The sequence below is a fragment of the Microvirga sp. 2MCAF35 genome, assembly GCF_052115545.1.
Classification (GTDB): Bacteria; Pseudomonadota; Alphaproteobacteria; order Rhizobiales; family Beijerinckiaceae; genus Microvirga.
This window is the reverse complement of sequence record NZ_JBFRGW010000029.1, coordinates 1-26,227: the sequence shown is the minus strand read 5'-3', so window position 1 is coordinate 26,227 and position 26,227 is coordinate 1. Positions and strand designations below refer to the sequence as shown.

The following is a 26,227-nucleotide window of genomic DNA, read 5'->3' as shown; positions in this document are numbered from 1 at the left end:
GGGACAATCTTTTGCTCTCGATCGGCTTCTCCCCCCTCGTTCCGGCCTACGCCCTCTGGGTCCTCGGCGCCGTCGTCGTGCTCATGGCGATCCTTGCGCTGGTATCCCGCGGTCCCGTGGCGATCCTGCGGGCCGTGGCCCTCGGGCTCGTCCTCCTCGCCCTCGCCAATCCGGCGCTCGTTCAGGAAGACCGGGAGAAGGTGAAGGACATCGTGGCGGTGGTCATGGACCGCTCGACCTCGCAGACCCTCGGCGACCGGCCGGCCATGACCGATCAGGTGAGAGCCGAGCTGGAGCGCCGCTTCGGGTCGCTCGCCGACGTGGAGCCCCGCTTCATCGAGGCGGATGACGGCAACGGCGACGACGGCACACGCCTGTTCACTGCCCTGTCCAACGGATTGGCCGACGTGCCACCCGACCGGCTCGCCGGCGTCATCTTCGTCACCGACGGCGTGGTGCACGACATTCCGTCCTCCGTGGAGGGCCTCGGCTTCAAGGCGCCGCTCCACGCCCTCATCACCGGCCGCCCGGACGAGCGCGACCGGCAGATCAAGCTTCTGGAGGCCCCGCGTTTCGGTATCGTCGGCAAGGACCAGACCATCCGGGCGCAGATCATGGAGCGCGGTGGCACGGGCTCGGCCCTCGTGACCGTGCGGCGCGACGGGCAGGTCCTCACCCGCCAGCAGGTGCCGGCCGGCACGCCCTTCTCCCTCGACGTACGCATCGAGCATGGCGGCACCAACGTGGTCGAGCTCGAAGTGGAAGGCCTGCCCGACGAGCTGACCCAGGCCAACAACCGGGCCGTCGTTCCCATCGAGGGCATCCGCGAGAAGCTGCGCGTGCTGCTGGTTTCCGGCGAGCCCCATGCGGGCGAGCGGACCTGGCGAAACCTCCTGAAATCCGACGCCAATGTGGACCTCGTCCACTTCACCATCCTGCGTCCACCGGAGAAGCAGGACGGCACGCCGATCAACGAACTCTCGCTGATCGCCTTCCCGACCCGCGAGCTGTTCCAGCAGAAGATCAAGGAATTCGACCTGATCATCTTCGACCGCTACGCGAACCAGAGCATCCTGCCCTCCAGCTATTTCGAGAACATCGTGCGCTACGTGCGCGAGGGCGGCGCGATCCTGGTGGCGGCGGGGCCTGAATTCGCCAGCTACGGCAGCCTCGCGCAGACGCGGCTCGCCCCGATCATTCCCGGCCAGCCCAACGGCACCATCGTCGAGCAGCCCTACAAGGCGCACATCACCGAGACGGGCGACCGCCACCCGGTCACCCGCGACCTTCCGGGTTCCGAGCAATCGCCGCCTGCCTGGGGCGAGTGGCTGCGCATCATCGGCTCGCAGGTACAGTCCGGCGACACCCTCATGTCGGGAGCCGAAGACCTGCCCCTCCTCGTGCTGCGCCGGGAGGAGAAGGGCCGCGTGGCGCTGCTCCTCTCCGACCATGCCTGGCTCTGGGCGCGGGGTTATCAGGAGGGCGGGCCGCATCTCGACCTCCTGCGCCGCCTCGCCCATTGGCTCATGAAGGAGCCGGCCCTCGAAGAAGAGGCGCTGCGCGCCAGCGCCCAGGGACGCACCATCCGCGTCGAGCGCCAGACCATGGCCGAGACCGCCGATCCCGTGACCCTCACGGCGCCGAGCGGCCAGGAGAGCAGCATCCCGCTCACCGAGAGCCGCCCCGGCCTCTTCACCGCCCAGATGGAAAGCCGCGAGCTCGGGCTGCACACGCTCCGCTCGGGCGACCTCGTCGCCTTCGTGAGCATCGGCCCGACCAATCCGCGCGAGCTGATGGACGTGTTCAGCAACACGGACGCCTTGGCCCCGATCGCGGAAGCGACGGGCGGATCGGTGCGGCGCGTCGCCATGGCGGGCGATCAGGGCATCACGGTGCCCCGCATCCTGGCGGTGCATTCGGGCACCCGCCTGTCCGGCGGCGACTGGATCGGGATCCGGCCCAGCGACAGCGCCATCGTCCGCGGCGTATCCGTCTTCCCGATGGCGCTCGGCTTCGTCGGCCTGGTGCTCCTGATCGGCTCCACCCTCGCCGCCTGGCTGATCGAAGGGCGCCGGAGGGGGTAAGCGAAGTTGCAACCCGCTACCACGTCATCACCGGCCTCGTGCCGGTGATCTCGCTTCTGTAGGACGCTGCGCCCTTCCAATCGGGATGGCAGGCACAAGGCCGGCCATAACGTGGAGGATAACGGGAGCCCTCGGGCTATTCGTTTGAATCAGACAGCGGGCTCACCAGCCCCTTCGCGCCTGCCATCGCCCCTTCGACCAGCTCCAGCGCCAGGAAGCGCGCCGGATTGACCGGGCCGGGAAGCTGCAATTGCTGGGGCGGGATGCGCTTGAAGCCGAAGCGGCTGTAATAGGGCTCGTCGCCCACGAGCAGCACCAAGGTATGGCCCTTGGCCTTGGCGGCATCGAGGGAGCGGCGCATCAGGGCCGCGCCGATGCCGCGACTCTCGAAGGCCGGTTCGACCGTGAGCGGCCCGAGCATCAGGGCCGGGACCTCGCCGGCCCTCACCGGCGTCATGCGCACGGAGCCGACGAGCAGGGTGCCGACCATGGCGGTGAAGGACAGATCGAGGCGGTGGGACGCCCCTTCCCTCAGGCGCGAGGCGGTGCGGGCGAAGCGCCCTGGGCCGAAGGCGCGCTCGTGCAGGCGCTCGATGGCTTCGGAATCGATGGGTTGTTCGGTACGGATAAGGAGCGAGAGCTCGGTCATGACGGACTCGGGACGAGAAAACGGGAATGGCGACTGAATGAATGTCAGCCGTGTCGTCGTCGCAGAATCCGGGTGATGGTCATGAGCTCGGCGTTTCCTCAGGCCGTCAGGCCATAGCAGCGTCGGGAACGCGGCGCAAACCCTCTCTCACCAAGTGGCGGAAGCGGGCTGGCCGTTGAGGATCTCGGCCAGGCGGTTGCGCGTGGCGACGGTCGTTCCTTCGGGCAGCCGATCGAGGGGGAAGAAGCCCGCCTCGGCGATCTCCCGGTCCGGCTGCTTGACCTCCACGACCGTGAAACGCCGGATCACATAGACCAGCACGTGGTCGCGCCGGGAAATCCTGCGGTTGAAGAAGACGCCGAACAGGTCGGGCGTTCCGTCGATCGTGATGCAGGCCTCCTCGCGAAGCTCACGGTCGAGCGCATTGAGGGCCGTCTCCCCGGTCTCGACCCCTCCTCCCGGCAGGTGCCAGCCGGGCACATAGGTGTGCCGAATGAGGAAGACCCGGTTCCGGTCGTCGAGAACCACGCCGCGCACCCCCAGCGTCAAGCCGCGGGAAAAGCGCCAGTAGGTATGAAGGCCCCAGGAGACGAAGCGCGCGCCCCTGCGGGGCGGATGAGAGTCAGACATCGAACCAAGCCATCATAACAAGATTACGGAAGGATGAATGTACTCATTCCTCAATTGCATAGCTGTTCCCGCAAATCGGCACGTGACCCGCATTATACGAAGGTCTAAGACAACGCCAACCAAAGGTGTTCCAATGTTTCTCGCGCTGATCCTGTCCCGTCTCAACCGTTCCGCCCGCTTCTCCTGGTCCCCGGCCCTCAACCTCGAGGACCGCTCGATCTACTCGACCCTGATCCCGGGCGCCCAGTACTGAGAGTGAAGTCCGCCCTCCTGCCTCTGCAGAAGGGCTTGGCGAAAGCCCGAACTCCTGTTTAGAATATTTCTAAACAGGAGTGGGTATGAAGTCTCTGTCCGAACTCTCCGAGCGCGAGGTTATCGCGCTTGCCATCGCCAACGAAGAGGAAGATTCGCGGATCTATCAGGATTTCGCGGACCGCCTTCGCGGCGATTTCCCCGCCTCGTCCGACATCTTCAACGACATGGCCGAGGAAGAGCGGGCCCATCGCAATTCCCTGTACGATTTCTATCGCGCCCGCTTCGGCGAGCACCTCCCGCCCATCCGCCGGGAGGACGTGCGCGGCTTCCTGAAGCGCCGCGCCGTCTGGTGGAGCGCCCATCTCGACCTCGACCGCATGCGCCGCGAGGCGGAGGTCATGGAGCTGCAGGCAGCGGCCTTCTATGAAAAGGCCGCGCAGCAGACCCTCGACGTCTCCGTGCGCGAATTGTTCACCAAGCTCGCCGAGGTCGAGCGCGGTCACGAGCGCAAGGCCAGCGAGCTGCACGCCGCCCACCTGACCGAGAATGCGGAAGCCGCCGAGGAACATGCCCGCCGCAGGCTCTTCGTGCTGCAATATGTGCAGCCGGGACTGGCTGGTCTCATCGACGGCTCGGTCTCGACGCTAGCCCCCCTGTTCGCCGCCGCCTTCGCCACCCAGAACAACTGGGAGACCTTCCTCGTCGGACTTGCAGCCTCGGTCGGCGCGGGCATCAGCATGGGGTTGACGGAAGCGCTCTCCGACGACGGCGAGATCACGGGCCGCGGCTCGCCCTGGCTGCGCGGTCTGGTCTGCGGCGTCATGACGGCGGCCGGCGGTCTCGGCCACACCCTGCCCTATCTCGTGCCGGATTCCTGGCCGAACGCCTTCCTGCTCGCCACCAGCATCGCGGCGTTGGTCGTGGCGATCGAGCTCGTGGCGATCTCGTGGATCAGGACGCGCTACATGGAGACGCCGTTCTGGAGCGCCACCATGCAGGTCGTTTTCGGCGGCGTTCTGGTGCTTCTCGCCGGTATCTTCATCGGCAGCGCTTGACGCATGGGGCTGGGCGCGCGAACTCTCGCTTCCGTTCGCAGCAACCCGGCCGCCATGTTCCGCATCGCTCACCTGACCGACCCCCATGTGGGACCGCTGCCCCGGCCGCGCCTCAAGCAGCTCCTCAGCAAGCGCCTGACCGGCTGGTACAACTGGCATCGCAGCCGGCACGACCTGCACGACATGGAACTCCTGGCGGAGCTCGTCGCCGACATCCATGCCCAAAAGCCCGACCACATCACCTGCACGGGCGATACCTGCAATATCGGGCTGCCCGACGAGTGGAAGACCTCCCGCGTCTTCCTCGAAGGCCTGGGCGATCCGTCCCGCGTCACCTTCGTGCCGGGCAATCACGACGCCTATGTCCGTGGCTCGCTCGAAGGCCTGATGCGGGAGATCGCACCCTGGACCCGGGGCGACGACGGCCGCGAAGGGACGTTCCCCTACCTGCGCCGCTATGGGCCTATCGCCATCATCGGCCTGTCCTCGGCTATTCCCACCTTGCCCTTCGTGGCGAGCGGCCGGGTCGGGTCGAGGCAGATGAAGGCCGTCGAGGGCATTCTCGGAGAGCTGGGCCGAGATCCGGGCTGCTTCCGGATCGTGCTCATCCACCACCCGCCCCATGTGGGCGGCGCGGAAGCAGGGCGGAACCTCACCGATGCGCGACGCTTCGAGAAGATGCTGTGCCGGGTCGGCGCGGAACTCGTGCTGCACGGGCACAATCACGTGGGCTCGCTTGCCCATCTCGACGGCCCACGCGGCCCGATCCCGGTGATCGGCGCCCCCTCGGCGTCAGCCCGTGGCGGGACCCTGACCCACAAGGCCGGCTACCATCTCTTCACCATCGGGCAGGACGAGACGGGCTTTCTCCTCACGGCCGAGCTTCGGGGGTTGAGGCCCGACGGATCCGTCGGCGGCATGGGCATGCTCTCGCTCGCACGCATTGGCCAGCCGCCGGACAAGCTTTGATCCGCAGCTTCCGCCAAGCTTAGGCAAATTCCTAGCTTATCACGCAGCCGTTGAAGAGTGCTGGCCAGGGCAAACCTGGACTGTACTGCTTTCTTCCTGGCTTTCATTCCGGATGTCGCGCGCATTATTGCGTCAACTGGCAATATATCCTTAGCTCTTCTGGAACCGCTCCGATCGCATTCCGTTGAACGGATTGCAGCAGCCACCCATGAGCTTTGCAAGCCTGCCCGGCTTCGCACGGTGTTCTGCAATCCCGGAAACAGGAGTTCACCCGATGAAGAAGTATCTTCCTCTCGCAGCCTTGCTTGCATCCGTCTCGGCCGTTCCGGCCTCCGCCCAGATCATGGACAGCCAGACCTACCGCACGATGGCGGCCCAGGCGGATGCCTTCGAGATCGCCTCGAGCCAGCTCGCCCTCGAGCGCTCGCGCAACCCCGTCGTGCGTCGCTATGCCGAGACCATGATCAGGGATCACGGCATGACCAGCCAGGCCCTGAACGGCGGTCGTCCGGTCTATTCCGCGTCCGGTGAGTTCCTCGGCGGGACCGTGGGCGGCACGCTCGCAGGCGCGGGCATCGGAGCCCTCGTCGGCGGCCCGGTCGGCGCTGCTGTCGGGGCCGGCGTCGGCGCGACGGCGGGCGCCACGGCCGGCGCGGCCTCGAGCGGCGCTCCCGGGACGGCCGGCGGCACGGCGACCGGCGCTCTGGCCGGTGCGGGCGTCGGAGCCCTGGTGGGAGGCCCGGTCGGCGCGGCCGTCGGGGCCGGTGTCGGAGCGACCACGGGTGCCGCGGCCGGAACAGCGGCCGACGTGCAGGCGACCGGCTCCGTGAGCCCCGTGCGCCTCGGCGTTCCGCTTCCGCCGGACAAGATGGCCATGCTGAACCAGCTCGCCTCGACCTCGGGCCCGCAGTTCGACCGCCTCTACGGCCAGGCCCAACGCATGGCTCACCAGGAAGCCCTGGCTCTCCATACGGGCTACGCCCAGGCCGGCAACGATCCGGCGCTGCGCCAGTTCGCCGCCTCGGTGGTTCCGCATCTCGAGCACCACGCGGCCGACGCTCAGCGTCTCCCGGGCGGCACGGCCCGTCGCCGTTAAACGCCTCCAGCTTCATTACCTTCGCGGCGGGTCCAACAGACCCGCCGTTTCCATGTTCGCCGAAAGCGCTATCCGCAACCTGTCCGCGATGGGTTGCGGTACCCCTTCGAAGGTGTAGGAAGAGAGCAGCAGGCCGCAATCTGCGGGCCTTGTCCGATCTCCCTCCGACCTATCGCGAGCTTCCATGGCCTACGTCATTCCCGCGCCTTCGACACCCGCCCTTCCCGTTGCCGGCAGCGGCGACCTGTTCCCGGTCCGCCGCGTCTACTGCGTCGGCAGAAACTATGCGGCACACGCGCGCGAGATGGGCGGCGACCCGACCCGCGAGCCGCCGTTCTTCTTCATGAAACCGGCCGATGCGCTCCAGCCCCTCAAGGACGGCGAAACGACGGACCATGCCTATCCGCCGAAGACCGGGAATTATCATTTCGAAATCGAGATGGTGGTGGCCCTGGCCAAGGGCGGGCGCGACATCCCCGTCGAGCAAGCCCTCGACCATGTCTTCGGCTATGCAATCGGCCTCGACATGACCCGCCGCGACCTCCAGGACGAGGCCAAGCAGCTTCGCCGTCCCTGGGAGCTCGGCAAGGCGGCCGATCATTCTGGCCCGGTTGGGCCGATCCACCCGGTCTCGCAGGTTGGACACCCGGCCGGCGGGACCATCTCCCTGTCCGTGGACGGAACGACGAAGCAGAAGGCGGACCTGTCCGACATGATCTGGTCCGTCGCCGAACAGATCGCCTATCTCTCCTCCTATTTCGAACTCGCGCCCGGCGACGTGATCTTCTCCGGAACGCCCGACGGCGTCGGTGCGGTGACGAAGGGACAGACCATGGTGGGTGCCGTCGAGGGCCTCGGCGAGATCAAGCTGCGGGTCGTGTGAGGTCCGCCCGGCCACCCCTTGCCTTTTTGGCAAGTTTGGCTGTTACTGCGTCACGGCGCGGCCGGGAAAAAACGGCCGCCGTTGCATCAGGCCCCGGTTCGCACCGGGGCCCACGAACAAGGGAACGACTATGAAATTCGTTAAGACCGTCGGCTTGGCTCTTCTCGGTTCCGCTCTTGCGATCGGCGCCGCCTCCGCTCAGGAAAAGACCGTCAAGATCGCCACGGAAGGCGCGTACGCGCCATGGAACTTCACCGGCGCGGGCGGCAAGCTCGAGGGCTTCGAGATCGACCTCGCCAACGACCTCTGCGCCCGCATGAAGGTGAAGTGCGAGATCGTCGCTCAGGATTGGGACGGCATCATCCCGGCTCTCACCGCCAAGAAGTACGACGCCATCATGGCCGGCATGAGCATCACCGACGAGCGCAAGAAGACCATCGACTTCGCAGGTCCTTACGTGAACGGCCCCAACGGCTACATGGTCGCCAAGTCGTCGCCCCTCGCCAAGATGGCAGGCACGGGCCAAGCCTATAACCTCGGCAGCCAGCAGGCTGCCGCCGAGAAGGCCATCGAAGCCTCGAAGGAGGTCCTTAAAGGCAAGACTGTTGGCGTTCAGGGCTCGACGATCCACGCGAACTTCGCGGACAAGTACCTGAAGGGCACGGCTGAAATTCGCGAGTACAAGACCACGGAACAGCACGACCTCGACCTCGCGGCCGGCCGCATTGACGCCGTCCTGGCGGATTCCACGGCCATTATGGGTACGCTCGACAAGCCGGAATTCAAGGATTACGTGATGGTCGGTCCGTCGATCACCGGCGGCCTGCTCGGCGCGGGCGTCGGCGTTGGCCTGCGCAAAGGCGACGACGAGTTGAAGAAGAACTTCAACGAGGCGATCAAGGCGGCGATCCAGGACGGCACGGTTAAGACCCTGTCCATGAAGTGGTTCAAGGTGGACATTTCACCCAAGGGCTGATCTTCGCTTCGATTCATGAGAGGGCGCGGCATGAGCCGCGCCTTTTTTGTATCGAGATGCCTCGACTGCGACCGAATTCGCCAGCTTGGGCGCATTATTCAGCATCTTTAGCACTTGCGCCGGCTTGGCTTTTGAATGTTAGCTTTTGGACGCGCGATGAGGGCTACGACCTTCATCCGACAATAGGATCAGTCGAAGCTGACCAGAGGGAAGACGATGACATTCTTCAAGACATTGGGTCTCGGCCTGCTGGCCTCCGCCCTCGCCGTCGGCGGGGTCGCTGCCCAGGAAAAGACCGTGAAGATCGCCACGGAAGGCGCCTACGCGCCGTGGAACTTCACAGGACCCGGCGGCAAGCTCGAAGGCTTCGAGATCGACCTCGCCAACGACCTGTGCGCCCGCATTAAGGTGAAGTGCGAGATCGTGGCCCAGGATTGGGACGGCATCATCCCGGCTCTCCAGGCCAAGAAGTACGATGCCATCATGGCCGGCATGAACATCACCGATAAGCGCCTCGAGACGATCAACTTCTCGATTGCCTATGCGGCCACTCCGCACGGATTCGGCGTGATGAAGGATTCTCCCCTCGCCAAGCTGGCCGGGACCGGCACGACGGTGAACCTCGACAAGGATCCGGAAGGCGCCAAGAAGGCGATCGAGGCCTGGAAGCCGCTGCTGAAGGGCAAGACCGTCGGCGTGCAGACTTCGACCGTGAACGCGCAGTTCGTGGAGCAATACCTCAAGGACACGGTCACGATCCGCGAGTACAAGACCACGGAGCAGCACGATCTCGACCTGTCCGCCGGTCGCCTGGACGCGATCTTCGCCGGCCAGGGAGCCCTGAAAGCCACGCAGGAGAAGCCCGAGTTCAAGGACATGATCATTGCAGGCACGGGCATGCGCGGCGGCGTGCTGGGCCGCGGCGTCGCCGTCGGCATGCGCAAGGAGGACACGGAGCTGAAGAAGTCCTTCGACGAGGCGATCCAGGCAGCGATCAAGGACGGCACGATCAAGAAGCTGTCCGAGAAGTGGTTCAAGATCGACGCGACCCCGCAGGCCTGACATCAGGCATCGGCCCACTGGCGAAAAAGCCCCGGATCCTGCTACACGGACCCGGGACATGATCCGGCAGAGGGCCGGATTTGACGGATCCTGTCTCCTCTCACTCCCTCAGTGAGGGGAGACATATTCAGGAAAGTTGAAGCGTGCAGCAGCTGAGCTATTTCGAGCTCGTCGGGTTCGGCCCCAACGGTTGGGGATGGGCTCTTCTTACCGCGGCGGGGATGACCATTGCCGTCGCCATATGCGGCTTCCTTGCGGGCTCCCTGGTCGGAACCCTGGTGGCCTGGGGGAAGATCGGCGGCAACCTCGTGACCCGAAGCCTGGCGGACGGCTACACCACCGTCCTTCGCGGCATTCCCGATCTTCTCGTGATCTACCTCTTCTATTTCGGCGGCTCTGCGGCGCTCGGTGCCATCGGCAGCCTGTTCGGGGCCGAAGGTTTCATCGGCGTGCCGGCCTTCGTCACCGGCGCGCTCGCCATCGGCATCGTGTCGGGCGCCTATCAGGCGGAGGTCTTCCGCGGCGCCTATCAGGTGGTGAGCCGCGGCGAGATCGAGGCGGCCCGTTCCGTGGGCATGCATCGCTGGCTGATGTTCCGCCGCATCATCGCCCCGCAGGTCCTGCGCTACGCGATTCCCGGCCTCGGCAACACGTGGCAGCTGGTGCTCAAGGAATCGGCCCTGATCTCCGTGACCGGCCTCGTCGAGCTGCTGCGCCAGTCGCATATCGCGGCCGGATCCACCCGCCGTCCGTTCGACTTCTACGTCACGGCGGCGATCCTCTACCTGCTCATCACCTGGGTTTCGACCTACCTGTTCCAGCGCGCGGAGGCTCACTCGATGCGTGGCATGCGGAGGGCTTCCTGATGGATTTCGCCTTCATGCGCGACACCTTCCTGACCCTGATGGGCGGGGTGCCGCTGACGCTCAACCTGGCCTTCATGTCTGTCGCCCTCGGGGCCGTGGTGGCGATGCTGCTCGCGCTCATGCGCATGTCGCGGGTCAGGGTGCTCGACTGGCCGGCTCAAGCCTATGTGTTCGTGTTCCGGGGAACGCCGCTCCTCGTGCAGATCTTCCTGATCTATTACGGCCTCGGGCAGTTCCGCCCGACGCTGCAGGAATGGGGATTGTGGACGTTCTTCCGCGAGCCCTATTGGTGCGCGGTGCTGGCGCTCACCCTCAACACCGCCGCCTACGCCAGCGAGATCATCCGCGGCGGCCTGCAATCAGTGCCGCACAACCAGGTCGAGGCGGCCCGGGCCTGCGGCATGTCGGGTTTCCTGCTCTTCCGCCGCATCGTGTTCCCCATCGCGGTCCGTCAGGCGCTTCCCGCCTACGGCAGCGAGATCATCCTCATGGTGAAGGCCACGTCGCTGGCGTCCATCATCACCATGATGGAAGTGACGGGCCTTGCCGCGAAGCTCATCTCGCAGACCTTCCGCGCGGTCGAGGTCTTCATCGTGGCGGGCCTGATCTACCTCATCCTCAACTTCATCATCACGCGCATCATCATGGCCATCGAATGGTGGCTCTCGCCGCATCTGCGCCGCCCCCCGGCCATCGAGCCGCGTCTGGAGGCCGCCCATGTCTAACGGAGTTGCATCCTTGTCGACCCAACCCGTGGCCTCCGAGGCCGCCTCTGCCGTCTCCGTCAACAATCTCCGCAAGAGCTTCGGAAACCTCGAAGTGCTCAAGGGTGTGTCGCTGAGCGCGAAGGAAGGCGACGTCATCTCGATCCTCGGCGCCTCGGGCTCCGGCAAATCGACCATGCTCCGCTGCATCAACATGCTGGAAGTGCCCGATTCCGGCGAGATCCGCATCGGCGGCGAGACCATCGGGCTCAAGAAGGGCCGCAAGGGCATGGAGCCCGCCGACCAGCGTCAGGTGGACCGCATCCGCTCGCGCGTCGCCATGGTGTTCCAGAGCTTCAATCTCTGGTCCCACATGACGATCCTGGAGAACGTGATCGAGGCGCCGGTCCACGTGCAGAAGCGTCCGAAGGCGGAGTGCATCGCGGAAGCCGAGGAACTGCTGAAGAAGGTCGGCATCGTCGACAAGCGCAATCAATATCCCTCGCACCTCTCCGGCGGCCAGCAGCAGCGCGCCGCCATCGCGCGGGCGCTCGCCATGCACCCGAAGGTGATGCTGTTCGACGAGCCGACTTCGGCGCTCGATCCGGAACTCGTCGGCGAAGTCCTGCGCGTCATGCGCTCGCTCGCCGAGGAAGGCCGCACCATGCTGGTGGTGACGCACGAGATGGGCTTCGCCCGCGACGTGTCGAACCGCGTCGTGTTCCTGCACAAGGGCGTGGTGGAGGAGGAAGGCGCGCCGACCGAGGTGTTCGGAGCGCCGAAATCCGAGCGCTTCAAGCAATTCATCTCGAGCCATCGGTGATGCGCCGACGCTCATGATTCCCTCGTCTGTCATGGCCGGCTTTATGCCGGCCATCCCGATACGGTGAGGCTCAGCGTTTCATATGATCGGGATCACCGGCACAAGGCCGGTGATGACGTGCTAGGCGAGGCTCCATCGCAGCTGCCTCATCACCGCTCGTCCACCCGAACGGCCGTGCCGTCGATCTCGACCGGTCCGCGCTTGGGCATGCCTAGGTGCTCGTGGATGATCCGCAGGTTGCGTCGGTTGGCCTTGAAGAACACGTCGAACATGTCGCCCGCGATCGGGATCGCCCCGATGGCCGTGTCGAACGCGACGTTGCCGATCATGCGCGCGATCTTCCAGCGCGGCAGCCCGAGCCGACGGGCCTCCCAGATGATGTAGCTGGCGAGCACCGCCGAGATCGCATCGCCGATGCCCGGCACGAGGCCGATCAGGGCATCGAAGCCGACACGCCGGTTCAGGCCAGGGATCAGCACGGCGTCGTCGAGCAGTCTGGCAACGAGCGTGACGCGCGCGATCGCATCGGCCCGCGTCGGGCCGGCAGTCTTGATCGCGTCGAAAACAGCGCTGCGAGCAGTGGTCATTCCCATCTCCGAGTGGCCGGTCCCGTGACCGGCACAACGGGCATTGATGTGTGCATTCCAGCCTTCTTCTGCAAGATTCAGGATCCGTTATCCCATAACTCACCCATAATTTCCTCTCATAGGATTCCTTGCAGAGCAAAGCTTTGCCGGTCATGGGCGGCCCGCGCGCAGTCAAACCCGAATAGGCGTTCTTGCCTAAGGCCAAGCTCACTTTAGGTAGCCGTGCCTAACGCTGCGGCTCGATCTGTCGGGCAACGACCAACAAGCAGCGCATGCCGTCGGAAGAACTGTTTCGGCGGCAGCAATTGTGTGGGGGCTCGGAAAGGGAGAACCTGATGAGCACCGATGCCCGCGTTCGTCACGTGTCCAGGGCTGCCATCATGACGGGCGCGTTTCTGCTGGGGCTCTCCCCGGCTGCGCTCAAGGCCAACGATGGAGACGGCGGGATCATCCCGCCCGCGCAATATGCCAGCCTTCCCTCCAATGACCGGCTCGATCATCCCGACACCACAGGAAGCCTGCCGAGCGCCAAGACGCTCTCAGGCTTCGCCTCGCTCGTGGCTCATGGAACGATCACCTTGCGCGACACCGCTCCGACCAATTGCATTCCGGGCTACCTGCGCGAAGTGGTCGCCTCCGTGGCCGAGAAATTCGGCCCCGTCAGCGTCGAGTCGACCCATCGCAGCCGTGGCCGCAACTGGCGCGCCGGCGGCGCGCGCCATTCCCTGCATCTCGCCTGCCGCGCCGTGGATTTTCGCGTGCATGCCCGCGCGCGGGGCGTCATGGCCTATCTGCGGGGCCTCCCTCAGGTCGGCGGCCTCAAGATCTATCGAAACGGCATCATCCATATCGACAATGGGGAGCGCCGTTCCTGGTGACGCTCCATCCGGTCTTCGGTACAACAGCAGCATGTTCGAGAATTTTACGCATCGCCAAATCGAAACCTCCGGCGCGACCATCAATCTCCGCCATGGCGGAAGCGGGCCGCCGGTCCTTCTGCTGCACGGACATCCGCAGACCCATGCCATGTGGCACAAGGTGGCTCCGAAGCTCGCTGAGAAATACACGGTCGTCTGCGCCGATCTGCGCGGCTACGGCGACAGCGGGAAGCCTGCGACGACGGCGGATCATGAGCCCTATTCCAAGCGCGCCATGGCGCGCGATCAGGTCGAGGCGATGCAGGCTCTCGGCTTCGAACGCTTCGCCGTCGTCGGCCACGACCGCGGCGGGCGCTGCGCCTATCGCATGGCGCTCGATCACCCAGACCGAATCGTCGCGCTGTCTGTCCTCGACATCATCCCGACGGCGGAGCACTTCCAGCGCACGGACATGGCCTTCGCCATGGGTTACTGGCACTGGTTCTTCCTCGCTCAGCCCCATCCCATCCCCGAGCGCCTGATCGCAGCGGACCCGGACGTGTTCTATCTTCGCCGGGGACGTTCGCTCTTCGATGAAGCGGCGCTGGCCGAATACCGCCGCTGCTACACCATGCCTGAGACGATCCACGCCATGTGCGAGGATTACCGGGCCGGCGCGACTATCGACATGCGTCTAGACGAAGAGGACCAGAAGGCCGGGCGCCGCATCGCCTGTCCGGTGCAGGCCCTCTGGGGCCTGAAGAACGGGTTGGAGCGCTGGTACGACGTCCTCGCCGTGTGGCGCGACTGGGCCGACAGCGTGGAAGGCCACGGCATCGATTGCGGCCATTACCTCGCCGAGGAAGCACCGGAGGAGACGCGGGCGGCTCTGGAGTCGTTCCTGGCGAGAGCTTTCAGGGACTAACGGCACTCCTCCCTCTCCCGTGTGGGAGGGGGGATGAGCACTCGGATGCCATCCTCTCAACGTCATGGCCGGGCTTGTCCCGGCCATCCCGATAATGTGAAGCGCCGCGTCTTTCGGATCGGGATCACCGGCACAAGGCCGGTGATGACGTGGGAGGTCTCGCTCGGTCACCCTGCCCCTCTCCCATCCGGGAGAAGGAAAGAGCCTAGAGAGCAGCCTTCGCGAACGGCGCGATTGTGATGCCGTTCGCTTCCAGCTTCGCGCGAACCGTACGCGCCATTGCGACTGCGCTCGGCTCGTCGCCGTGCACGCAGATCGTGTCGATTTTGACCGGGATACGCTTTCCGGACACCGTCGTGATCGCCCTGTCCTGAACGGCCCGGAGAATGCGCTCGGCGGCGAATTCCGCGTCGTGCAGCACGGAGCCGGGCTTCTTCCGGCTGGTGAGCGTGCCGTCGTCCTCGTAGGTGCGGTCGGCGAAGATCTCGCGCGCGACCGTCACGCCGATCTGCTCGGACGCCTTTTCCATCAGCAATCCGGGCATGCACACATTGATGAGGCTTGCATCGATGCCCTTGACGGCGCGGGCGATGGCGAGCGCAAGATCCATGTCCTCGTTCGCCATGTTGTTGAGCGAGCCATGCGCCTTCACATAGGTGACCCTGTGCCCGGCAAGCGCCGCGAGGGCCTGCATGGCGCCGATCTGGTAGGCCACCATGCGCTCGATCTCCGCCGGGCTGTCGCCGCGGATCACGCGGCGGCCGAAGCCGTGCAGATCGTTGAAGCCCGGATGCGCCCCGATGGCGACGCCCTTCTGCTTCGCCATCTCGGCCGTGCGGAACATGATCGACGGATCGCCCGCATGATAGCCGCAGGCGATGTTGGCCGAGGAGACGATGTCGAGCATCGCCGCGTCGTCCCCCATCGGCCAGGGGCCGAAGCCCTCACCCATGTCGCAATTGAGATCGATGATCATGTCCGTCACACCAGAACAGGTTTGGCCGTCTGCTGGCCCACATGGAAGATGCGCTTGTAGCGCTCGATTTCCGCCTTCGGCCCCATGGCCTTCGTCGGATTGTCGGAGAGTTTCACCGTCGGCCGGCCATCGGCCGAGATGACCTTGCAGACGATGGAGATCGGGTCGAGCGCACCGTCGGGAGCAAGGCCGCGAAAATCGTTGGTGAGAAGCGTGCCCCAGCCGTAACCCATGCGCATGCGCCCGCGGAAATGCCGGTGGATCCGCTCGATCACATCCACATCGAGCCCGTCGGAGAAGATCGCGAGTTTATCCTTCGGGTTCTGCCCACGCTGGCGCCACCATTCGATGGCCTCCTCGCCGCCCTCGATCGGGTCCTTGGAATCCACCCGGATGCCCGTCCATGACGCCACCCATTCGGGCGCGTTCTGCAGGAAGTTCGTGGTGCCGTAGGTATCGGGCAGGATCACGCGCAGATTGCCCTCGTAATCCTGCTGCCAGTCCGCCAGCACCCGGTAGGGAGATTCGGCGAGTTCCTCGTCGCTGTCGGTCAGGGCCGCATAGACCATCGGCAGCTCGTGGGCGTTCGTGCCCACGGCCTCGACCTCGCGGCGCATGGCGATGAGGCAGTTGGACGTGCCGAGGAAGGATGAACCAAGTCCCTCGATCATCGCCTGCACGCACCAATCCTGCCACAGGAAGCCGTGGCGGCGGCGCGTGCCAAAATCGGAAATCGACAGGTCGGAGATATGCTTGAGCCGCTGGATCTTCTCCCAGACCCGCGTCATGGCGCGGGCATAGAGCACCTGCAGCTCGAACTTCGCCATGCCTTTCAGAACGCCGCGCGAGCGCAGTTCGTTGAGGATGGCGAGCGCCGGGATCTCCCACATGGTGGTCTCGATCCAGCGGCCGTGGAAGGTCAGCACGTACTGGCCGTCCTCCTTTTCGAGCAGGTATTCCGGAAAGCGGAAGGTCTCGAGCCAATCCATGAATTCCGGCGAGAACATCTGCCGCTTGCCATAAAACGTATTGCCGCGCAGCCACGTGGATTCGCCGCGCGTCAGCGAGAGACTGCGCACATGGTCGAGCTGTTCGCGCAGCTCGCCGATGTCGATGATGTCGCCCAAGCGGATGCGGGTGGTGCGGTTATGAATGCCGAACGTGACCTGCACATCCCGGTGGCGGCGAAAGATCGTCTGCGCCATCAGAAGCTTGTAGAAATCCGTATCCAGGACGGACCGGACGATCGGGTCGATCTTCCAGGTATGGTTGTAGACCCGGGTCGCGATGTCCACCATCGCCTGCTCCTTGCCACTCAAAGGAGGCGAGACAATAGCGAAGGGGCGTCCGGGATGAAAGGGTGCCGGCTACAAGACTTCCATGCAGCCCTGTCAGGGCGGCAGCACATCGACCTGGATCGACGCGTAATAGGCCGCCACATCGGCGATGTCCTGGTCCGACAGCTCCTTTGCTACTATGTTCATGGATTCGTTCTTGCGATCACCCGACCGATAGGCCTCGAGGCTTCTGGTGAGATAGCTTTCGACCTGACCGGCCAGATTGGGGGCTTCGGGGTTTTTCGACAGGCCGTCGAGGCCGTGGCAGCCCTGACAGGTGGTGAGCTTCTGGCGCCCTGCCCGGGCATCTCCGGCAGAGGCTGGACCGGCGGCAAGGCCGCCCAGGAGGAGGCCCGCCAGGGCGAGCGCATGGATCGGTTTCATGACGGATGTTCCAAGAAGAAGCGGGCGCCCCGCGTGAGGCGCCCGTCGAGACCTGCTCAGCGTCCTTCGTAGGAGATGCGATAGATGGCCCCGGCTGTATCGTCCGAGACCAGGAGAGAGCCGTCCGGCAGCATGGCGACGTCGACCGGCCGCCCGAGATATTCGCCGTTCTCCGTCAGCCATCCTTCCGCGAAGACCTGCGGCTTGTCCGCCGTGCCGTCCGGCTTGATCGGCGTGAACATGATCCGCGCGCCGATCGGCTTGGTGCGGTTCCAGGAGCCGTGCTGGGCCGAGAAGATGCCGCCCTGGTAGGTCTGCGGGAACATCTTGCCCGTGTAGAACATCATGCCGAGATCGGCCGCGTGCGGATCCATCAAGGCCTGCGGGCCGATCACGCCGGCCGGAACCGGATCGTCCTTGTACTCGACCGTGCGGACGGTGCCGCCGCCGTAATAGGGGAAGCCGAAGTTCTGTCCCATGCTGGCGATGCGGTTTAGTTCTCCGGGAGGCTGGTCGTCGCCCATGCCGTCGACCTGGTTGTCGGTGAACCAGAGAGACTTGTCGGCCGGATTGAAGTCCATGCCGACCGAGTTGCGGATGCCGGTCGCATAGACCTCGCGGTTCTTGCCGTCCTGGTCCATGCGGATGATGCCGCCGATGCCGAACTTCTTGTAGAGATCGAGCTTGTCTTTCGGCGGCACGTTGAAGGGCTGGCCGAGGGCGATGTAGAGCTTGTTGTCCGGTCCGATCCGGCAGACGCGGGCGGTATGGTTGAAGCTTTCCTCGGCGGGCGGAATGAGATCGCCCTGCTTCACGACCTGGAAGATGGCAACGTCGGCGCCGCCCTCGTAGAAGAACTCGGCGGCCGGGAACTGGATCACCCGGTTCTGCTCGACGATGTAGAGGATTCCATCCGGCGAGAAGCAAACGCCGTTGGGGATCTTGAAGGTGACGGCCGTCCCGAACGGGACGACCTCGTCGGCCACGCGATCCTTGTCGCGATCCGTCACCGTGTAGACGTTGTTCTTGCGGGTTCCGACGAAAACGACGCCGGCATTGGGGCCAACGGCCATATGGCGGGCATCGGGAACGACGGCGTATAGGTCGATCTTGAAGCCGTCCGGCAGTTTGATCTTCTCGAGATTGCGCCTGAGGGCATCGGCCCTGCGGCCCTCCTGCGGAACTGGTTTGGGCGGCGGCGTATCGGTGGCGCGGAAGCCGCCCAGGCGCTCCAGGTTGCCGGTCGGCGATTGCGTCGCCGATGGTGTATTCGCGCCGCCTCCCTGGACAGCAGGCTGCGCAAAAGCCGAGGACGCAAGAACAACTGTTGAGACAGCAGCAAGCCAGATGAACTTCATCGATTCCTCCGAGGGACTGCCCCTTATGATTTTGTCGTTGTCGTTCCGTTTTCGAATGCGCTCCCCAGCCAATTCTTAACATAGATCATATTCAAGCCACTTCCACAGCGGAAGGAGCGAATAAGAGCAAAGAAAAGGGGCCGCATGCGGCCCCGAATATTTCGCATCGCGGCAAAAATCAGCTCAGGTTGACCTTGGCCTGATCGCCGGGCTTGGGCTGTTCGCCGGTGATGGCGGCCTTCGCATAGCCGTAGAGATGCACCAGGGTCGAGGACGGGCTGTCCCAGTATTCGCCCTTCGCCGGATGAACGCGGATCAGGGCGATCTGCGGATCGTCCACGCCCTTTGGGAACCAGGCGCGCAGGGGTTCCGACCATTTCTTCTCGATCGTCGCCTTGTCGCGCACGATCTCGGCCTTGCCGGTCACCGACACGTAGGTCTGGCTGCTCGGATCAGAATAGGCGAGGTTGACCTCGTTGTCGCGGGAGAGCTCCGTCGTCTTGGGCGACTGGATCTGGGTGAAGAACCAGAGGTCGCCGTGCTCGTCCGCGTCCTGATTGTGCATGGGCCGGCTGTGAAGCGTCCCGTCCGTATCGACGGTGGTCATCATGGCGATCTTCACGTCCTTGATCAGCTCATAGAGCTTTCCGGCATTCGGATCGTTATGGCCGTGCTGGTGCATCCTCGTCTCCTCGATTGTGTATGACAGGTTCTCGGGAACGATCAGCAAGAGCAGCGTCGCGGCCGGTCGAACCGGCTCCCGAGGGGTCCGGTGAACAACGGACAGGGTGCAGTTTGGTTCGGGATATTGCACTCGGGCGGCCGGGAGCGTCTTAACGTATGCGCTCTTGGTCTATACATGAGGGTCTTGGAACCTCGGAGCCATTCAGGAGACATCATCGTGGCAATTACCCGTGAGCATGTGCTGCAGGCTCTGTCGACCGTTCCGGTCGATGCAGGTGGAACCAACCTCGTCGCGTCGGGCCGCCTGTCCGACGTGGTAGTGGACGATGCGGGCCGGGTCATGTTCTCGATCACCATCGAGCCGTCCGAGGCGGCCGCCATGGAGCAGGTACGTCAGGCCGCCGTCACGGCCGTGCAGGGCCTGCCGGCGGTCAAAGGCGTCTTCGCCAGCCTCACCGCCGACCGGCCGGCCGGCTCCGGCGCAGCCGCCTCCTCCCCGGCCGCGCCACAGCACGCAAGGGCGGCGGCTCAGCCCAGGAACCAGCGTATTCCCGGCGTGCAGCATGTGATCGCCGTCGCATCCGGCAAGGGCGGCGTCGGCAAGTCGACCACTGCCGCCAACTTGGCGCTCGGGCTGAAGGCTCTCGGATTGAGGGTGGGCCTGCTCGACGCGGACATCTACGGCCCCTCCATGCCGAAGCTCCTCGGCATTCACGGCAAGCCGCGCCTGCTCGAGAACCGCGTTCTCGAGCCTATGGAGGCTTACGGCCTCAAGGTCATGTCCATCGGCTTCCTCGTCGAGGAAGAGGCCGCCATGATCTGGCGCGGGCCCATGGTGATGTCGGCCATCACCCAGATGCTGCGGGAAGTGGCCTGGGGCGATCTCGATGTGCTCGTCGTCGACATGCCGCCCGGCACGGGCGATGCGCAGCTCACCATGGCGCAGGCGACACCCCTGGCAGGCGCGGTGATCGTCTCCACGCCGCAGGACCTCGCGCTGATCGATGCGCGGCGCGGCGTCTCCATGTTCAAGCGCGTCGAGATCCCGATCCTCGGCATCGTCGAGAACATGGCGACCTTCGTGTGCCCCCATTGCGGCCAGACGTCCCACATCTTCGGGCATGGCGGCGCACGTGACGAGGCCCAGCGCCTGAGCGTTCCCTTCCTGGGCGAGGTTCCGCTCAACATGACGATTCGCGAGCTGTCCGATGCGGGCCGACCGGTCGTCGTCGCCGATCCCGATGGGCCGCATGCGAAGATCTACAAGGACATGGCGCAGAAGGTCTGGACGTCGCTTACGGGCGGCGCAGCCGCGCGGCCCGCACCGCGCATCGTGATCGAGTGACCGGCTCCGGCATGATTGCGCCTCCCACCCTCGGGGTCGTGCTGGCGGGAGGCCTTTCGCGACGCATGGGCGGCGGCGACAAGGTCCTTCTCACGCTCGCCGGGCGCACGCTTTTCGACCATGTGGCGCAGCGCCTCGCGCCGCAATGCGACGGCATGATCGTCAACGCGAACGGCGACATCTCCCGCTTCGGGGCTCTGCCCCATCCGGTCGTGCCGGATTCGATCGAGGGTCATCTGGGGCCGCTCGTCGGCATCCTGACGGCCCTCGAATGGAGCGCCGCCCATCGTCCTGATATCAAGTGGGTTGTGAGCGTTCCGGGCGATACGCCTTTCATCCCGACGGACCTAGTGCGGCGCCTGCATGACGCGCGGCTTCACGCAGGACAGCCCCTCGCCTGCGCCTCCTCAGGCGCTCAGATTCATTTCGCCGTCGGCCTATGGCCCATTTCCCTTCGGCATGATCTGCGTCGGACGTTTCTGGAAAAGGGCATCCGCAGCATCAGAGCCTGGGTGGAGCTCCATGGATATGCGCAAGCCGCATGGCCCATCGAGCCGACCGACCCATTCTTCAACATCAACACGCCGGATGATCTGGCCGAGGCAGGATTGTTGGCACATCAAGGCGGCACAAGATGACCGAGCTCGATCTATCCGGCCTGAAGTGCCCGCTACCCGTCCTGCGCACACGAAAGGCCCTTCTCTCCATGGCGCCCGGCGAGAGATTGCACGTCGTCTGCACCGATCCGCTCGCGGGGATCGACGTGCCCAACCTGATCCGGGAAACCGGCGATGTTCTGGAAGAGCAAAAGCAGGAAGCCTCCCGGATCAGCTTCCTGATCCGCAAGGGCGATCAATCCAAATGAAAAGGCCCGGCATGTGCCGGGCCCATTCGATCGTCTCCAATCACCGATCCTTGCGCAGCGAATCCTTGATGCCGCCGACGGTGTTCTGGATCTTGCCTTCGGCCTTATCCATCTTGCCTTCGGCTTCCATCTTCGTGTCGCCCAGGGCCTTGCCCAGACCTTCCTTGATGCGACCCTTCACGTTCTTCATGCTGCCTTCAGCGCGATCGTTATCCATGATGCTTCTCCTGAAACTGGACTTCAGTTGAGGCAACGCCGGTTCGTACGGTTGGTTTCAATGAAAGGCGGCCTGCGACAATGCCGATCTCGAATGGTTCAAATAGCTCTCACACAATCGAAATATTGCGCCTTCTTTAGCCCTATACCTGCCGTCAATTTCATATCTCGAAGTCAATATAATAGGACTTATTCAAGATACTATCATTAATAGTCAGACCTATAAGATCATATCCTCGCTCACATGATCGTACGCACCGTTTCTTCTCGCCGTTCATGGGCTGGACAATCGAATCGCGAGCACTAATTCGGATCCGGATCAAAACGTTATAAAGTTTAGGAACTGTCCGTGTCCGCAGCCCAACGACGTTCTCAGCGGCCGACGCCCAAGGTGTCCCGAAACGGGCATAACCGCACTGCATCGAGACACTCGGCTCATTCCATTGATCGGGTCGCTCTGCTGGCCCACCAACTGAGAACGCCGCTTTCTGCCATCAATGCCTTGGCGCAAGGCTTGATCCGGCGGGCCGACCGGCTGAGCACCAATGACATCCGGGCGAAAGCCGAGAGGATCTGGCGCGCGAGCCTGCGCCTCGACGAGCTGATCGACACGATTCTATCCTATACCCGGGCGACCGCCGGTGGGATTGTGCTTAACCCCAGGGAATTCAACCTGGAGGAACTCATCCGCCGGGTGTGCCGCGAGCAGGGCGGACTAGAGCCGAGCCGGCAGTTCCAGCTTCGAATTCGTGGATTGCCGGAGATCATGATCGGCGACCCGATCCTGCTGGAACAGGGCCTCGTCATCGTCATTTCAAATGCCATGAAGTATTCCCGGCCCGATCAGCCGATCGAGGTTTCGGCCCGCAAGAGAGGCAGCCTGATCCGCGTCGTCGTCAAGGACCACGGGATCGGCATCCCAGAGCGGGATCTGCCTTTCATTACGCAACCCTTCTTCCGGGCTCAAAACGTGAGGAAACTCCCCGGAACGGGCCTTGGCCTGAGCCTCGCCTGGTACATCCTCAAGCTTCATGGCGGAGATTTGGAAATCGAGAGCCATGAAGGGCATGGGACCAAGATCACGATGATCGTGCCGGAAACGAATACGACCGGCCTCAGCTATTCCATATGAGCCGCTACTCCACTGTGCTCACGGGCGGATGAGGATGCACCGGAAGTCGTTCACGTTCGTCCGGGTCGGGCCGGTCACGACAAGCCTGTCGAGCTGCGCGAAGGCCGTATAGGCATCGTTCCCGTCCAGATGCGCTGCCAGGTCGATGCCTTTCGCGCGGGCGCTCTCGAACAGGCTCCCATCGAACCAGGCGCCCGCATTGTCCTCGGAGCCGTCGATGCCGTCCGTATCGCAGGCGATGGCCGAGATCCTGTCTTCATCCTTCAAGGACAGGGCCAGGGACAACAGGAACTCGGCGTTGCGTCCGCCCCGCCCCTGCCCGCGCACCGTCACCGTCGTCTCACCGCCGGAGAGCAGGACGCACGGCGCTTTCACCGGCTCCCCGTGCAGCAGGGCGGAACGTGCGATGCCGGCCATGACGCGCCCGACCTCCCGCGCCTCGCCTTCGAGCGCATCGCCCAGGATGAGCGGCGTCAGCCCCAGTTCACGGGCTTTGGCCGCAGCCGCATCGAGCGCCATCTTGGGCGTCGCCAACATATGCACCGCGCCGCCGGCCACCGGGTCGGTGACGGCATTGGAGCGAATGGTCTGGAGGACATGGTCAGGCACGTCGATGCCGTATTTGCGCAGGATCCCGAGAGCCACATCCGGATCGACGCGCTCCGGGATCGTCGGGCCCGAGCCGATGCTGCCGGGATCGTCACCGGGAACGTCCGAGATCAGATAGGTGACGAGCTGCGCCTTGCCGACGGCCGCCGCAAGCCTGCCGCCCTTGATGGCCGAAAGCGACTTGCGCACCAGGTTCATCTCCCCAATGGGAGCGCCCGATTTCAGCAGCGCCCGGTTCAGATCCTGCTTGTCGGCGAGCGCCACCCCGTCGGCCGGAAGCGACAGGAGCGCCGAGGCTCCGCCGGACATGAGGCACACGACGAGATCGTCGGGACCGGCCTCCCGAGCCAGGGCCAGGATGCGTCCTGCGGCCTTCAGTCCGGCCTCGTCAGGGACGGGATGCGCAGCCTCGACGATCTCGATGCTTCGCGTCGGCACCGCATGCCCGTACCGCGTGACCACGAGCCCCTCGCAGGTTCCTCCCGCGCGGGTCCAGGCCTCCTCGAAGGCGGCCGCCATGCGGGCCGAGGCCTTTCCGGCTCCGAGCACGATCGTTCGCCCTCTCGGCCTGGGCGGCAGGCAGCCGTCGAACTGGCCGTCCGGGAGCGCAGCCTTCAGGGCGGCATCGAACAGAGCTTTGAGAATTTCGGCATCGTTTGGCATGGCGCCACTTTACGCCGGAAATCCCGCGCGTGAAGCCTGAAGCGGCAGATTGCGCACAGGCGGCCTCTGACCTTGATCAAACCCCTTGGACCTCGCCATGGGATCATGCTTAAAGACCAGCCATTAGCCGCCTCACGATTTCCAAGACTTCAAGGATGACCATGACGCCCCTCTCACAGATGCCGCTGGAAACAGCCCGCTCCGTTCGTGTGGTGCTGACCGATATCGACGACACCATCACGTCGGAAGGCATGCTGACGGCCTCGGCCTATGGCGCGCTGGAAGAACTGCATCGCGCAGGCTTCCTCGTCATCCCGGTGACGGGCCGGCCGGCTGGATGGTGCGATCACATCGCGCGCATGTGGCCGGTAGATGCGGTGGTGGGAGAAAACGGCGCCTTCTTTTTCCGCTACGACCGCGAGCGCAAGACGATGCAGCAGCGGTTCTGGGCGAGCCCGGAGGAGCTGAAGCGCAATCGCGCAAAGCTCGATGCCATTGAGGTGGAAGTGCTCGCAAGCGTTCCCGGTTCGGCGCTCGCCAGCGACCAGGCCTATCGCGTGGCGGATCTCGCGATCGACTTCTGCGAGGATGTTCCCGCTCTGCCGGAATCGGAGGTGGACAGGATCGTGTCCATTTTCGAGCGCGCGGGCGCGCAGGCCAAGGTCAGCTCCATTCATGTGAACGGCTGGTTCGGCGACTACAACAAGCTGAGCATGGCCAAGACCCTTTTGGCAGACGTGTTCGGCATGGATTGGGACGAGACGAAGAAGGCCGTGGTCTATGCGGGCGACTCGCCCAACGACGAGCCGATGTTCGCGGCCTTTCCCTTGAGCGTCGGCGTCGCCAATATCGAGGCCTTCGCGCATCGCCTGACCAGCAAGCCCGCCTATATCACGAGGGGCCATTCGGGCGACGGCTTCGCCGAACTCGCCCGCCTTCTGCTGGACGCACGACGCGGATAAGGCCAGTCGCGATGAAACTCGTCACCTGGAACATTCAGTGGGGCCTCGGCTGCGACGGAAGGGTCGATCTCGCGCGCATCGTCGACGTGGCGCGTTCGTTCTGCGACGCGGACGTGTTCTGCTTCCAGGAGATCTCCCACGGCTTTGCCGCGCATGACGGCCATGAGGATCAGCCGGCGCGGCTGGCGTCGCTCCTGCCCGGCCATGCGGCGGTCTTCCGCCCGGCCGTCGAGATGAGGAGCGGCGATGGCAGGCCGCAGGTCTTCGGCAACATCATCCTGTCGCGCCTGCCCGTGCTGCAGGTCACGAGCCACATGCTGCCCTGGCCCGCCACCGAGGCGCGGAGCATGCAGCGTCAGGCGCTGGAAGTGACCGTCGCGACGGACGCGGGACCGATCCGCGTTACCACCTGCCATCTCGAATATCACTCGCACGAGCACCGGCAGGCTCAGGTCAAACGACTGCGGGATTTGTACGAGGATGCTGCGAAGCGCGCACGGCTCGCGTTCCGTGATCCCTCGGACGGACCTTACCGTACGCTTCCGGCGCCCATCGGCTCCATCGTCTGCGGCGATTTCAATTTCGAGCCGCACGATCCGCTTCATGCGGACATGCAGCAACCCTTCTCATCGGATGTTCCGGCATTCGTGGATGCCTGGACCGCGCGGCACGGGACGATCCTGCACTCGCCGACCACCGGTGTCGCGGATCGCCGGCAATGGCCCCAGGGGCCGCATTGCCGCGACTACATCTTTATCTCCGGCGATCTCGCCAGTGGGATCGATGATGTCACGGTCGACGTGGAAACCACCGCGTCCGATCACCAGCCGGTGGCGATGACGCTAAGAAGATAGAAGCGGCCGGCGTTGTAACGCGAAATAAAAAAGGCCCGGCGCTGCATGCGACCGGGCCTTTTTTGATGTCTCACAATCCAGCGAGGTTGATGTACTTGATTTCGAGGAAGCCCTCGATGCCGTATTTCGAGCCCTCGCGGCCGAGACCCGACTGCTTCACCCCCCCGAACGGCGCCATCTCGTTGGCGAGCGCCGGCGTGTTCACCCCGACCATCCCGCTCTCCAGCGCCTCCGCCACCCGCCACACCCGGGCCATGTCCTTCGCGTAGAAATACGACGCCAGCCCGAACTCCGAGTCGTTCGCCATCGCGATCACCTCCGCCTCGTCGGCAAAGCTGATGATCGGCGCCAGCGGCGCAAACGTCTCCTCCTTCGTCACCTTCATGGCTTGCGTCACCCCGGTCATCACCGTCGGCTCGAA

At 64.6% G+C, this 26,227-nt stretch carries 29 protein-coding genes; 18 read left to right on the top strand and 11 right to left on the bottom strand.

The genetic code is table 11. The annotated features are described in order from the left end of the window. The first annotated feature begins 11 nt into the window (after nt 1–11). Nucleotides 12–2,084 carry a hypothetical protein gene (locus AB4097_RS15075; protein ID WP_442040932.1) on the top strand — a complete coding sequence of 691 codons (2,073 nt, stop codon included), beginning with the start codon at nt 12–14 and terminating at the stop codon, nt 2,082–2,084. A gap of 136 nt (nt 2,085–2,220) precedes the next feature. On the opposite strand, the gene AB4097_RS15070 is transcribed toward AB4097_RS15075, so the two are convergent. Both AB4097_RS15070 and AB4097_RS15065 read right to left on the bottom strand, forming a co-directional pair. Next, entirely contained in the window at nt 2,221–2,733 is a 513-nt protein-coding gene (locus AB4097_RS15070) for a GNAT family N-acetyltransferase (protein ID WP_442040930.1), read from the bottom strand. Between the two features lie 147 nt (nt 2,734–2,880). Continuing rightward, nucleotides 2,881–3,363, bottom strand: a complete 483-nt coding sequence (locus tag AB4097_RS15065; protein ID WP_442040928.1) for an NUDIX domain-containing protein — start codon at nt 3,361–3,363, stop codon at nt 2,881–2,883. A gap of 338 nt (nt 3,364–3,701) precedes the next feature. On the opposite strand from AB4097_RS15065, the gene mbfA reads away from it, so the two are divergent. The 9 genes from mbfA to AB4097_RS15020 all read left to right on the top strand — a co-directional run bounded on the left by mbfA (nt 3,702) and on the right by AB4097_RS15020 (nt 12,052). Beyond that, nucleotides 3,702–4,673 (top strand): iron exporter MbfA, encoded by a 972-nt coding sequence (mbfA, locus tag AB4097_RS15060; protein WP_442040926.1) that lies wholly within the window; start codon nt 3,702–3,704, stop codon nt 4,671–4,673. A 54-nt stretch (nt 4,674–4,727) separates the two neighbouring features. Then, the gene (locus AB4097_RS15055) at nt 4,728–5,642 is read left to right on the top strand and encodes a metallophosphoesterase family protein (protein ID WP_442040924.1); all 915 of its coding nucleotides are present in this window, start codon (nt 4,728–4,730) and stop codon (nt 5,640–5,642) included. A gap of 274 nt (nt 5,643–5,916) precedes the next feature. Beyond that, the gene (locus AB4097_RS15050) at nt 5,917–6,738 is read left to right on the top strand and encodes a DUF4142 domain-containing protein (protein WP_442040922.1); all 822 of its coding nucleotides are present in this window, start codon (nt 5,917–5,919) and stop codon (nt 6,736–6,738) included. A 184-nt stretch (nt 6,739–6,922) separates the two neighbouring features. Further along, a complete protein-coding gene (locus tag AB4097_RS15045; protein ID WP_442040920.1) occupies nt 6,923–7,621 on the top strand; it encodes a fumarylacetoacetate hydrolase family protein in 699 nt (232 codons plus the stop codon). A 130-nt stretch (nt 7,622–7,751) separates the two neighbouring features. After that, nucleotides 7,752–8,597, top strand: a complete 846-nt coding sequence (locus AB4097_RS15040; RefSeq protein WP_442040918.1) for a lysine/arginine/ornithine ABC transporter substrate-binding protein — start codon at nt 7,752–7,754, stop codon at nt 8,595–8,597. Nucleotides 8,598–8,813: 216 nt separating this feature from the next. Beyond that, a complete protein-coding gene (locus AB4097_RS15035; protein WP_442040916.1) occupies nt 8,814–9,659 on the top strand; it encodes a lysine/arginine/ornithine ABC transporter substrate-binding protein in 846 nt (281 codons plus the stop codon). Between the two features lie 143 nt (nt 9,660–9,802). Next, entirely contained in the window at nt 9,803–10,525 is a 723-nt protein-coding gene (locus AB4097_RS15030; protein WP_442040914.1) for an ABC transporter permease, read from the top strand. Further along, the gene (locus AB4097_RS15025) at nt 10,525–11,250 is read left to right on the top strand and encodes an ABC transporter permease (RefSeq protein ID WP_442040912.1); all 726 of its coding nucleotides are present in this window, start codon (nt 10,525–10,527) and stop codon (nt 11,248–11,250) included. The genes AB4097_RS15030 and AB4097_RS15025 overlap by 1 nt, the downstream gene beginning before the upstream one ends. Continuing rightward, a complete protein-coding gene (locus AB4097_RS15020) occupies nt 11,243–12,052 on the top strand; it encodes an ABC transporter ATP-binding protein (RefSeq protein WP_442040910.1) in 810 nt (269 codons plus the stop codon). The genes AB4097_RS15025 and AB4097_RS15020 overlap by 8 nt, the downstream gene beginning before the upstream one ends. Nucleotides 12,053–12,201: 149 nt before the next feature. On the opposite strand, the gene AB4097_RS15015 is transcribed toward AB4097_RS15020, so the two are convergent. Further along, on the bottom strand, nt 12,202–12,639 hold the full coding sequence (locus AB4097_RS15015) for a DUF4112 domain-containing protein (protein ID WP_442040908.1): 438 nt from the start codon (nt 12,637–12,639) through the stop codon (nt 12,202–12,204). Nucleotides 12,640–12,974: 335 nt separating this feature from the next. On the opposite strand from AB4097_RS15015, the gene AB4097_RS15010 reads away from it, so the two are divergent. After that, complete coding sequence (locus AB4097_RS15010) at nt 12,975–13,517, top strand: D-Ala-D-Ala carboxypeptidase family metallohydrolase (protein ID WP_442040906.1); 543 nt, start codon at nt 12,975–12,977, stop codon at nt 13,515–13,517. Between the two features lie 31 nt (nt 13,518–13,548). Further along, nucleotides 13,549–14,421 (top strand): alpha/beta fold hydrolase, encoded by an 873-nt coding sequence (locus AB4097_RS15005; RefSeq protein WP_442040904.1) that lies wholly within the window; start codon nt 13,549–13,551, stop codon nt 14,419–14,421. A 205-nt stretch (nt 14,422–14,626) separates the two neighbouring features. On the opposite strand, the gene AB4097_RS15000 is transcribed toward AB4097_RS15005, so the two are convergent. From AB4097_RS15000 to AB4097_RS14980, 5 genes are all read right to left on the bottom strand, one after another. Beyond that, the gene (locus AB4097_RS15000) at nt 14,627–15,397 is read right to left on the bottom strand and encodes a LamB/YcsF family protein (protein WP_442040902.1); all 771 of its coding nucleotides are present in this window, start codon (nt 15,395–15,397) and stop codon (nt 14,627–14,629) included. A gap of 5 nt (nt 15,398–15,402) precedes the next feature. Further along, the gene (gene pncB, locus AB4097_RS14995) at nt 15,403–16,695 is read right to left on the bottom strand and encodes a nicotinate phosphoribosyltransferase (protein WP_442040900.1); all 1,293 of its coding nucleotides are present in this window, start codon (nt 16,693–16,695) and stop codon (nt 15,403–15,405) included. A 93-nt stretch (nt 16,696–16,788) separates the two neighbouring features. Further along, a complete protein-coding gene (locus tag AB4097_RS14990) occupies nt 16,789–17,118 on the bottom strand; it encodes a c-type cytochrome (protein WP_442040898.1) in 330 nt (109 codons plus the stop codon). A gap of 56 nt (nt 17,119–17,174) precedes the next feature. Continuing rightward, nucleotides 17,175–18,476 (bottom strand): PQQ-dependent sugar dehydrogenase, encoded by a 1,302-nt coding sequence (locus AB4097_RS14985; RefSeq protein WP_442040896.1) that lies wholly within the window; start codon nt 18,474–18,476, stop codon nt 17,175–17,177. A gap of 178 nt (nt 18,477–18,654) precedes the next feature. Then, a complete protein-coding gene (locus tag AB4097_RS14980; protein WP_442040894.1) occupies nt 18,655–19,158 on the bottom strand; it encodes a pyridoxamine 5'-phosphate oxidase family protein in 504 nt (167 codons plus the stop codon). Nucleotides 19,159–19,377: 219 nt separating this feature from the next. Here AB4097_RS14980 and AB4097_RS14975 point away from each other — a divergent pair, with 219 nt between their 5' ends. The 3 genes from AB4097_RS14975 to AB4097_RS14965 are packed head-to-tail and all read left to right on the top strand — an operon-like array spanning nt 19,378 to nt 21,370. Further along, nucleotides 19,378–20,505 (top strand): P-loop NTPase, encoded by a 1,128-nt coding sequence (locus tag AB4097_RS14975; protein ID WP_442040892.1) that lies wholly within the window; start codon nt 19,378–19,380, stop codon nt 20,503–20,505. Nucleotides 20,506–20,516: 11 nt separating this feature from the next. Further along, the gene (gene mobA / locus AB4097_RS14970; protein ID WP_442040890.1) at nt 20,517–21,143 is read left to right on the top strand and encodes a molybdenum cofactor guanylyltransferase MobA; all 627 of its coding nucleotides are present in this window, start codon (nt 20,517–20,519) and stop codon (nt 21,141–21,143) included. After that, a complete protein-coding gene (locus tag AB4097_RS14965; RefSeq protein WP_442040888.1) occupies nt 21,140–21,370 on the top strand; it encodes a sulfurtransferase TusA family protein in 231 nt (76 codons plus the stop codon). The genes mobA and AB4097_RS14965 overlap by 4 nt, the downstream gene beginning before the upstream one ends. Before the next feature lie 40 nt (nt 21,371–21,410). Here the strand turns inward: AB4097_RS14965 and AB4097_RS14960 are convergent, their stop codons facing one another. Further along, nucleotides 21,411–21,587: a CsbD family protein gene (locus AB4097_RS14960; RefSeq protein WP_442040886.1), complete on the bottom strand. Its 177-nt coding sequence runs from the start codon at nt 21,585–21,587 to the stop codon at nt 21,411–21,413. Between the two features lie 348 nt (nt 21,588–21,935). On the opposite strand from AB4097_RS14960, the gene AB4097_RS14955 reads away from it, so the two are divergent. Beyond that, entirely contained in the window at nt 21,936–22,718 is a 783-nt protein-coding gene (locus tag AB4097_RS14955) for a sensor histidine kinase (RefSeq protein WP_442040884.1), read from the top strand. Between the two features lie 18 nt (nt 22,719–22,736). Here AB4097_RS14955 and AB4097_RS14950 read toward each other — a convergent pair whose 3' ends face one another. Next, on the bottom strand, nt 22,737–23,990 hold the full coding sequence (locus tag AB4097_RS14950; RefSeq protein WP_442040882.1) for a glycerate kinase type-2 family protein: 1,254 nt from the start codon (nt 23,988–23,990) through the stop codon (nt 22,737–22,739). A gap of 161 nt (nt 23,991–24,151) precedes the next feature. Between AB4097_RS14950 and AB4097_RS14945 the strand changes: the two genes are divergently transcribed. Together AB4097_RS14945 and AB4097_RS14940 are read left to right on the top strand one after the other, a co-directional pair. Next, nucleotides 24,152–24,952 (top strand): HAD-IIB family hydrolase, encoded by an 801-nt coding sequence (locus AB4097_RS14945; RefSeq protein ID WP_442040880.1) that lies wholly within the window; start codon nt 24,152–24,154, stop codon nt 24,950–24,952. Nucleotides 24,953–24,963: 11 nt separating this feature from the next. Next, nucleotides 24,964–25,806, top strand: a complete 843-nt coding sequence (locus tag AB4097_RS14940) for an endonuclease/exonuclease/phosphatase family protein (RefSeq protein WP_442040878.1) — start codon at nt 24,964–24,966, stop codon at nt 25,804–25,806. Nucleotides 25,807–25,876: 70 nt separating this feature from the next. On the opposite strand, the gene AB4097_RS14935 is transcribed toward AB4097_RS14940, so the two are convergent. After that, the coding region (locus AB4097_RS14935; RefSeq protein WP_442040876.1) for an aldehyde dehydrogenase family protein at nt 25,877–26,227 on the bottom strand (351 nt) is incomplete at its 5' end.

Coding starts and splice junctions, on each gene's coding strand:
- AB4097_RS15065 (WP_442040928.1), bottom strand. CDS start 3,363: ATGTCTGACTCTCATCCGCCCCGCAGGGGCGCGCGCTTCGTCTCCTGG.
- AB4097_RS15035 (WP_442040916.1), top strand. CDS start 8,814: ATGACATTCTTCAAGACATTGGGTCTCGGCCTGCTGGCCTCCGCCCTC.
- AB4097_RS14945 (WP_442040880.1), top strand. CDS start 24,152: ATGACGCCCCTCTCACAGATGCCGCTGGAAACAGCCCGCTCCGTTCGT.
- AB4097_RS14985 (WP_442040896.1), bottom strand. CDS start 18,476: ATGAAGTTCATCTGGCTTGCTGCTGTCTCAACAGTTGTTCTTGCGTCC.
- AB4097_RS15055 (WP_442040924.1), top strand. CDS start 4,728: ATGTTCCGCATCGCTCACCTGACCGACCCCCATGTGGGACCGCTGCCC.
- AB4097_RS14950 (WP_442040882.1), bottom strand. CDS start 23,990: ATGCCAAACGATGCCGAAATTCTCAAAGCTCTGTTCGATGCCGCCCTG.
- AB4097_RS14965 (WP_442040888.1), top strand. CDS start 21,140: ATGACCGAGCTCGATCTATCCGGCCTGAAGTGCCCGCTACCCGTCCTG.
- AB4097_RS14960 (WP_442040886.1), bottom strand. CDS start 21,587: ATGGATAACGATCGCGCTGAAGGCAGCATGAAGAACGTGAAGGGTCGC.
- AB4097_RS15005 (WP_442040904.1), top strand. CDS start 13,549: ATGTTCGAGAATTTTACGCATCGCCAAATCGAAACCTCCGGCGCGACC.
- AB4097_RS15025 (WP_442040912.1), top strand. CDS start 10,525: ATGGATTTCGCCTTCATGCGCGACACCTTCCTGACCCTGATGGGCGGG.
- AB4097_RS15050 (WP_442040922.1), top strand. CDS start 5,917: ATGAAGAAGTATCTTCCTCTCGCAGCCTTGCTTGCATCCGTCTCGGCC.
- mobA (WP_442040890.1), top strand. CDS start 20,517: ATGATTGCGCCTCCCACCCTCGGGGTCGTGCTGGCGGGAGGCCTTTCG.
- AB4097_RS15070 (WP_442040930.1), bottom strand. CDS start 2,733: ATGACCGAGCTCTCGCTCCTTATCCGTACCGAACAACCCATCGATTCC.
- AB4097_RS15015 (WP_442040908.1), bottom strand. CDS start 12,639: ATGACCACTGCTCGCAGCGCTGTTTTCGACGCGATCAAGACTGCCGGC.
- AB4097_RS15045 (WP_442040920.1), top strand. CDS start 6,923: ATGGCCTACGTCATTCCCGCGCCTTCGACACCCGCCCTTCCCGTTGCC.
- pncB (WP_442040900.1), bottom strand. CDS start 16,695: ATGGTGGACATCGCGACCCGGGTCTACAACCATACCTGGAAGATCGAC.
- AB4097_RS14980 (WP_442040894.1), bottom strand. CDS start 19,158: ATGCACCAGCACGGCCATAACGATCCGAATGCCGGAAAGCTCTATGAG.
- AB4097_RS15010 (WP_442040906.1), top strand. CDS start 12,975: ATGAGCACCGATGCCCGCGTTCGTCACGTGTCCAGGGCTGCCATCATG.
- AB4097_RS15020 (WP_442040910.1), top strand. CDS start 11,243: ATGTCTAACGGAGTTGCATCCTTGTCGACCCAACCCGTGGCCTCCGAG.
- AB4097_RS14940 (WP_442040878.1), top strand. CDS start 24,964: ATGAAACTCGTCACCTGGAACATTCAGTGGGGCCTCGGCTGCGACGGA.
- AB4097_RS15000 (WP_442040902.1), bottom strand. CDS start 15,397: ATGATCATCGATCTCAATTGCGACATGGGTGAGGGCTTCGGCCCCTGG.
- AB4097_RS15040 (WP_442040918.1), top strand. CDS start 7,752: ATGAAATTCGTTAAGACCGTCGGCTTGGCTCTTCTCGGTTCCGCTCTT.
- AB4097_RS14990 (WP_442040898.1), bottom strand. CDS start 17,118: ATGAAACCGATCCATGCGCTCGCCCTGGCGGGCCTCCTCCTGGGCGGC.
- mbfA (WP_442040926.1), top strand. CDS start 3,702: ATGAAGTCTCTGTCCGAACTCTCCGAGCGCGAGGTTATCGCGCTTGCC.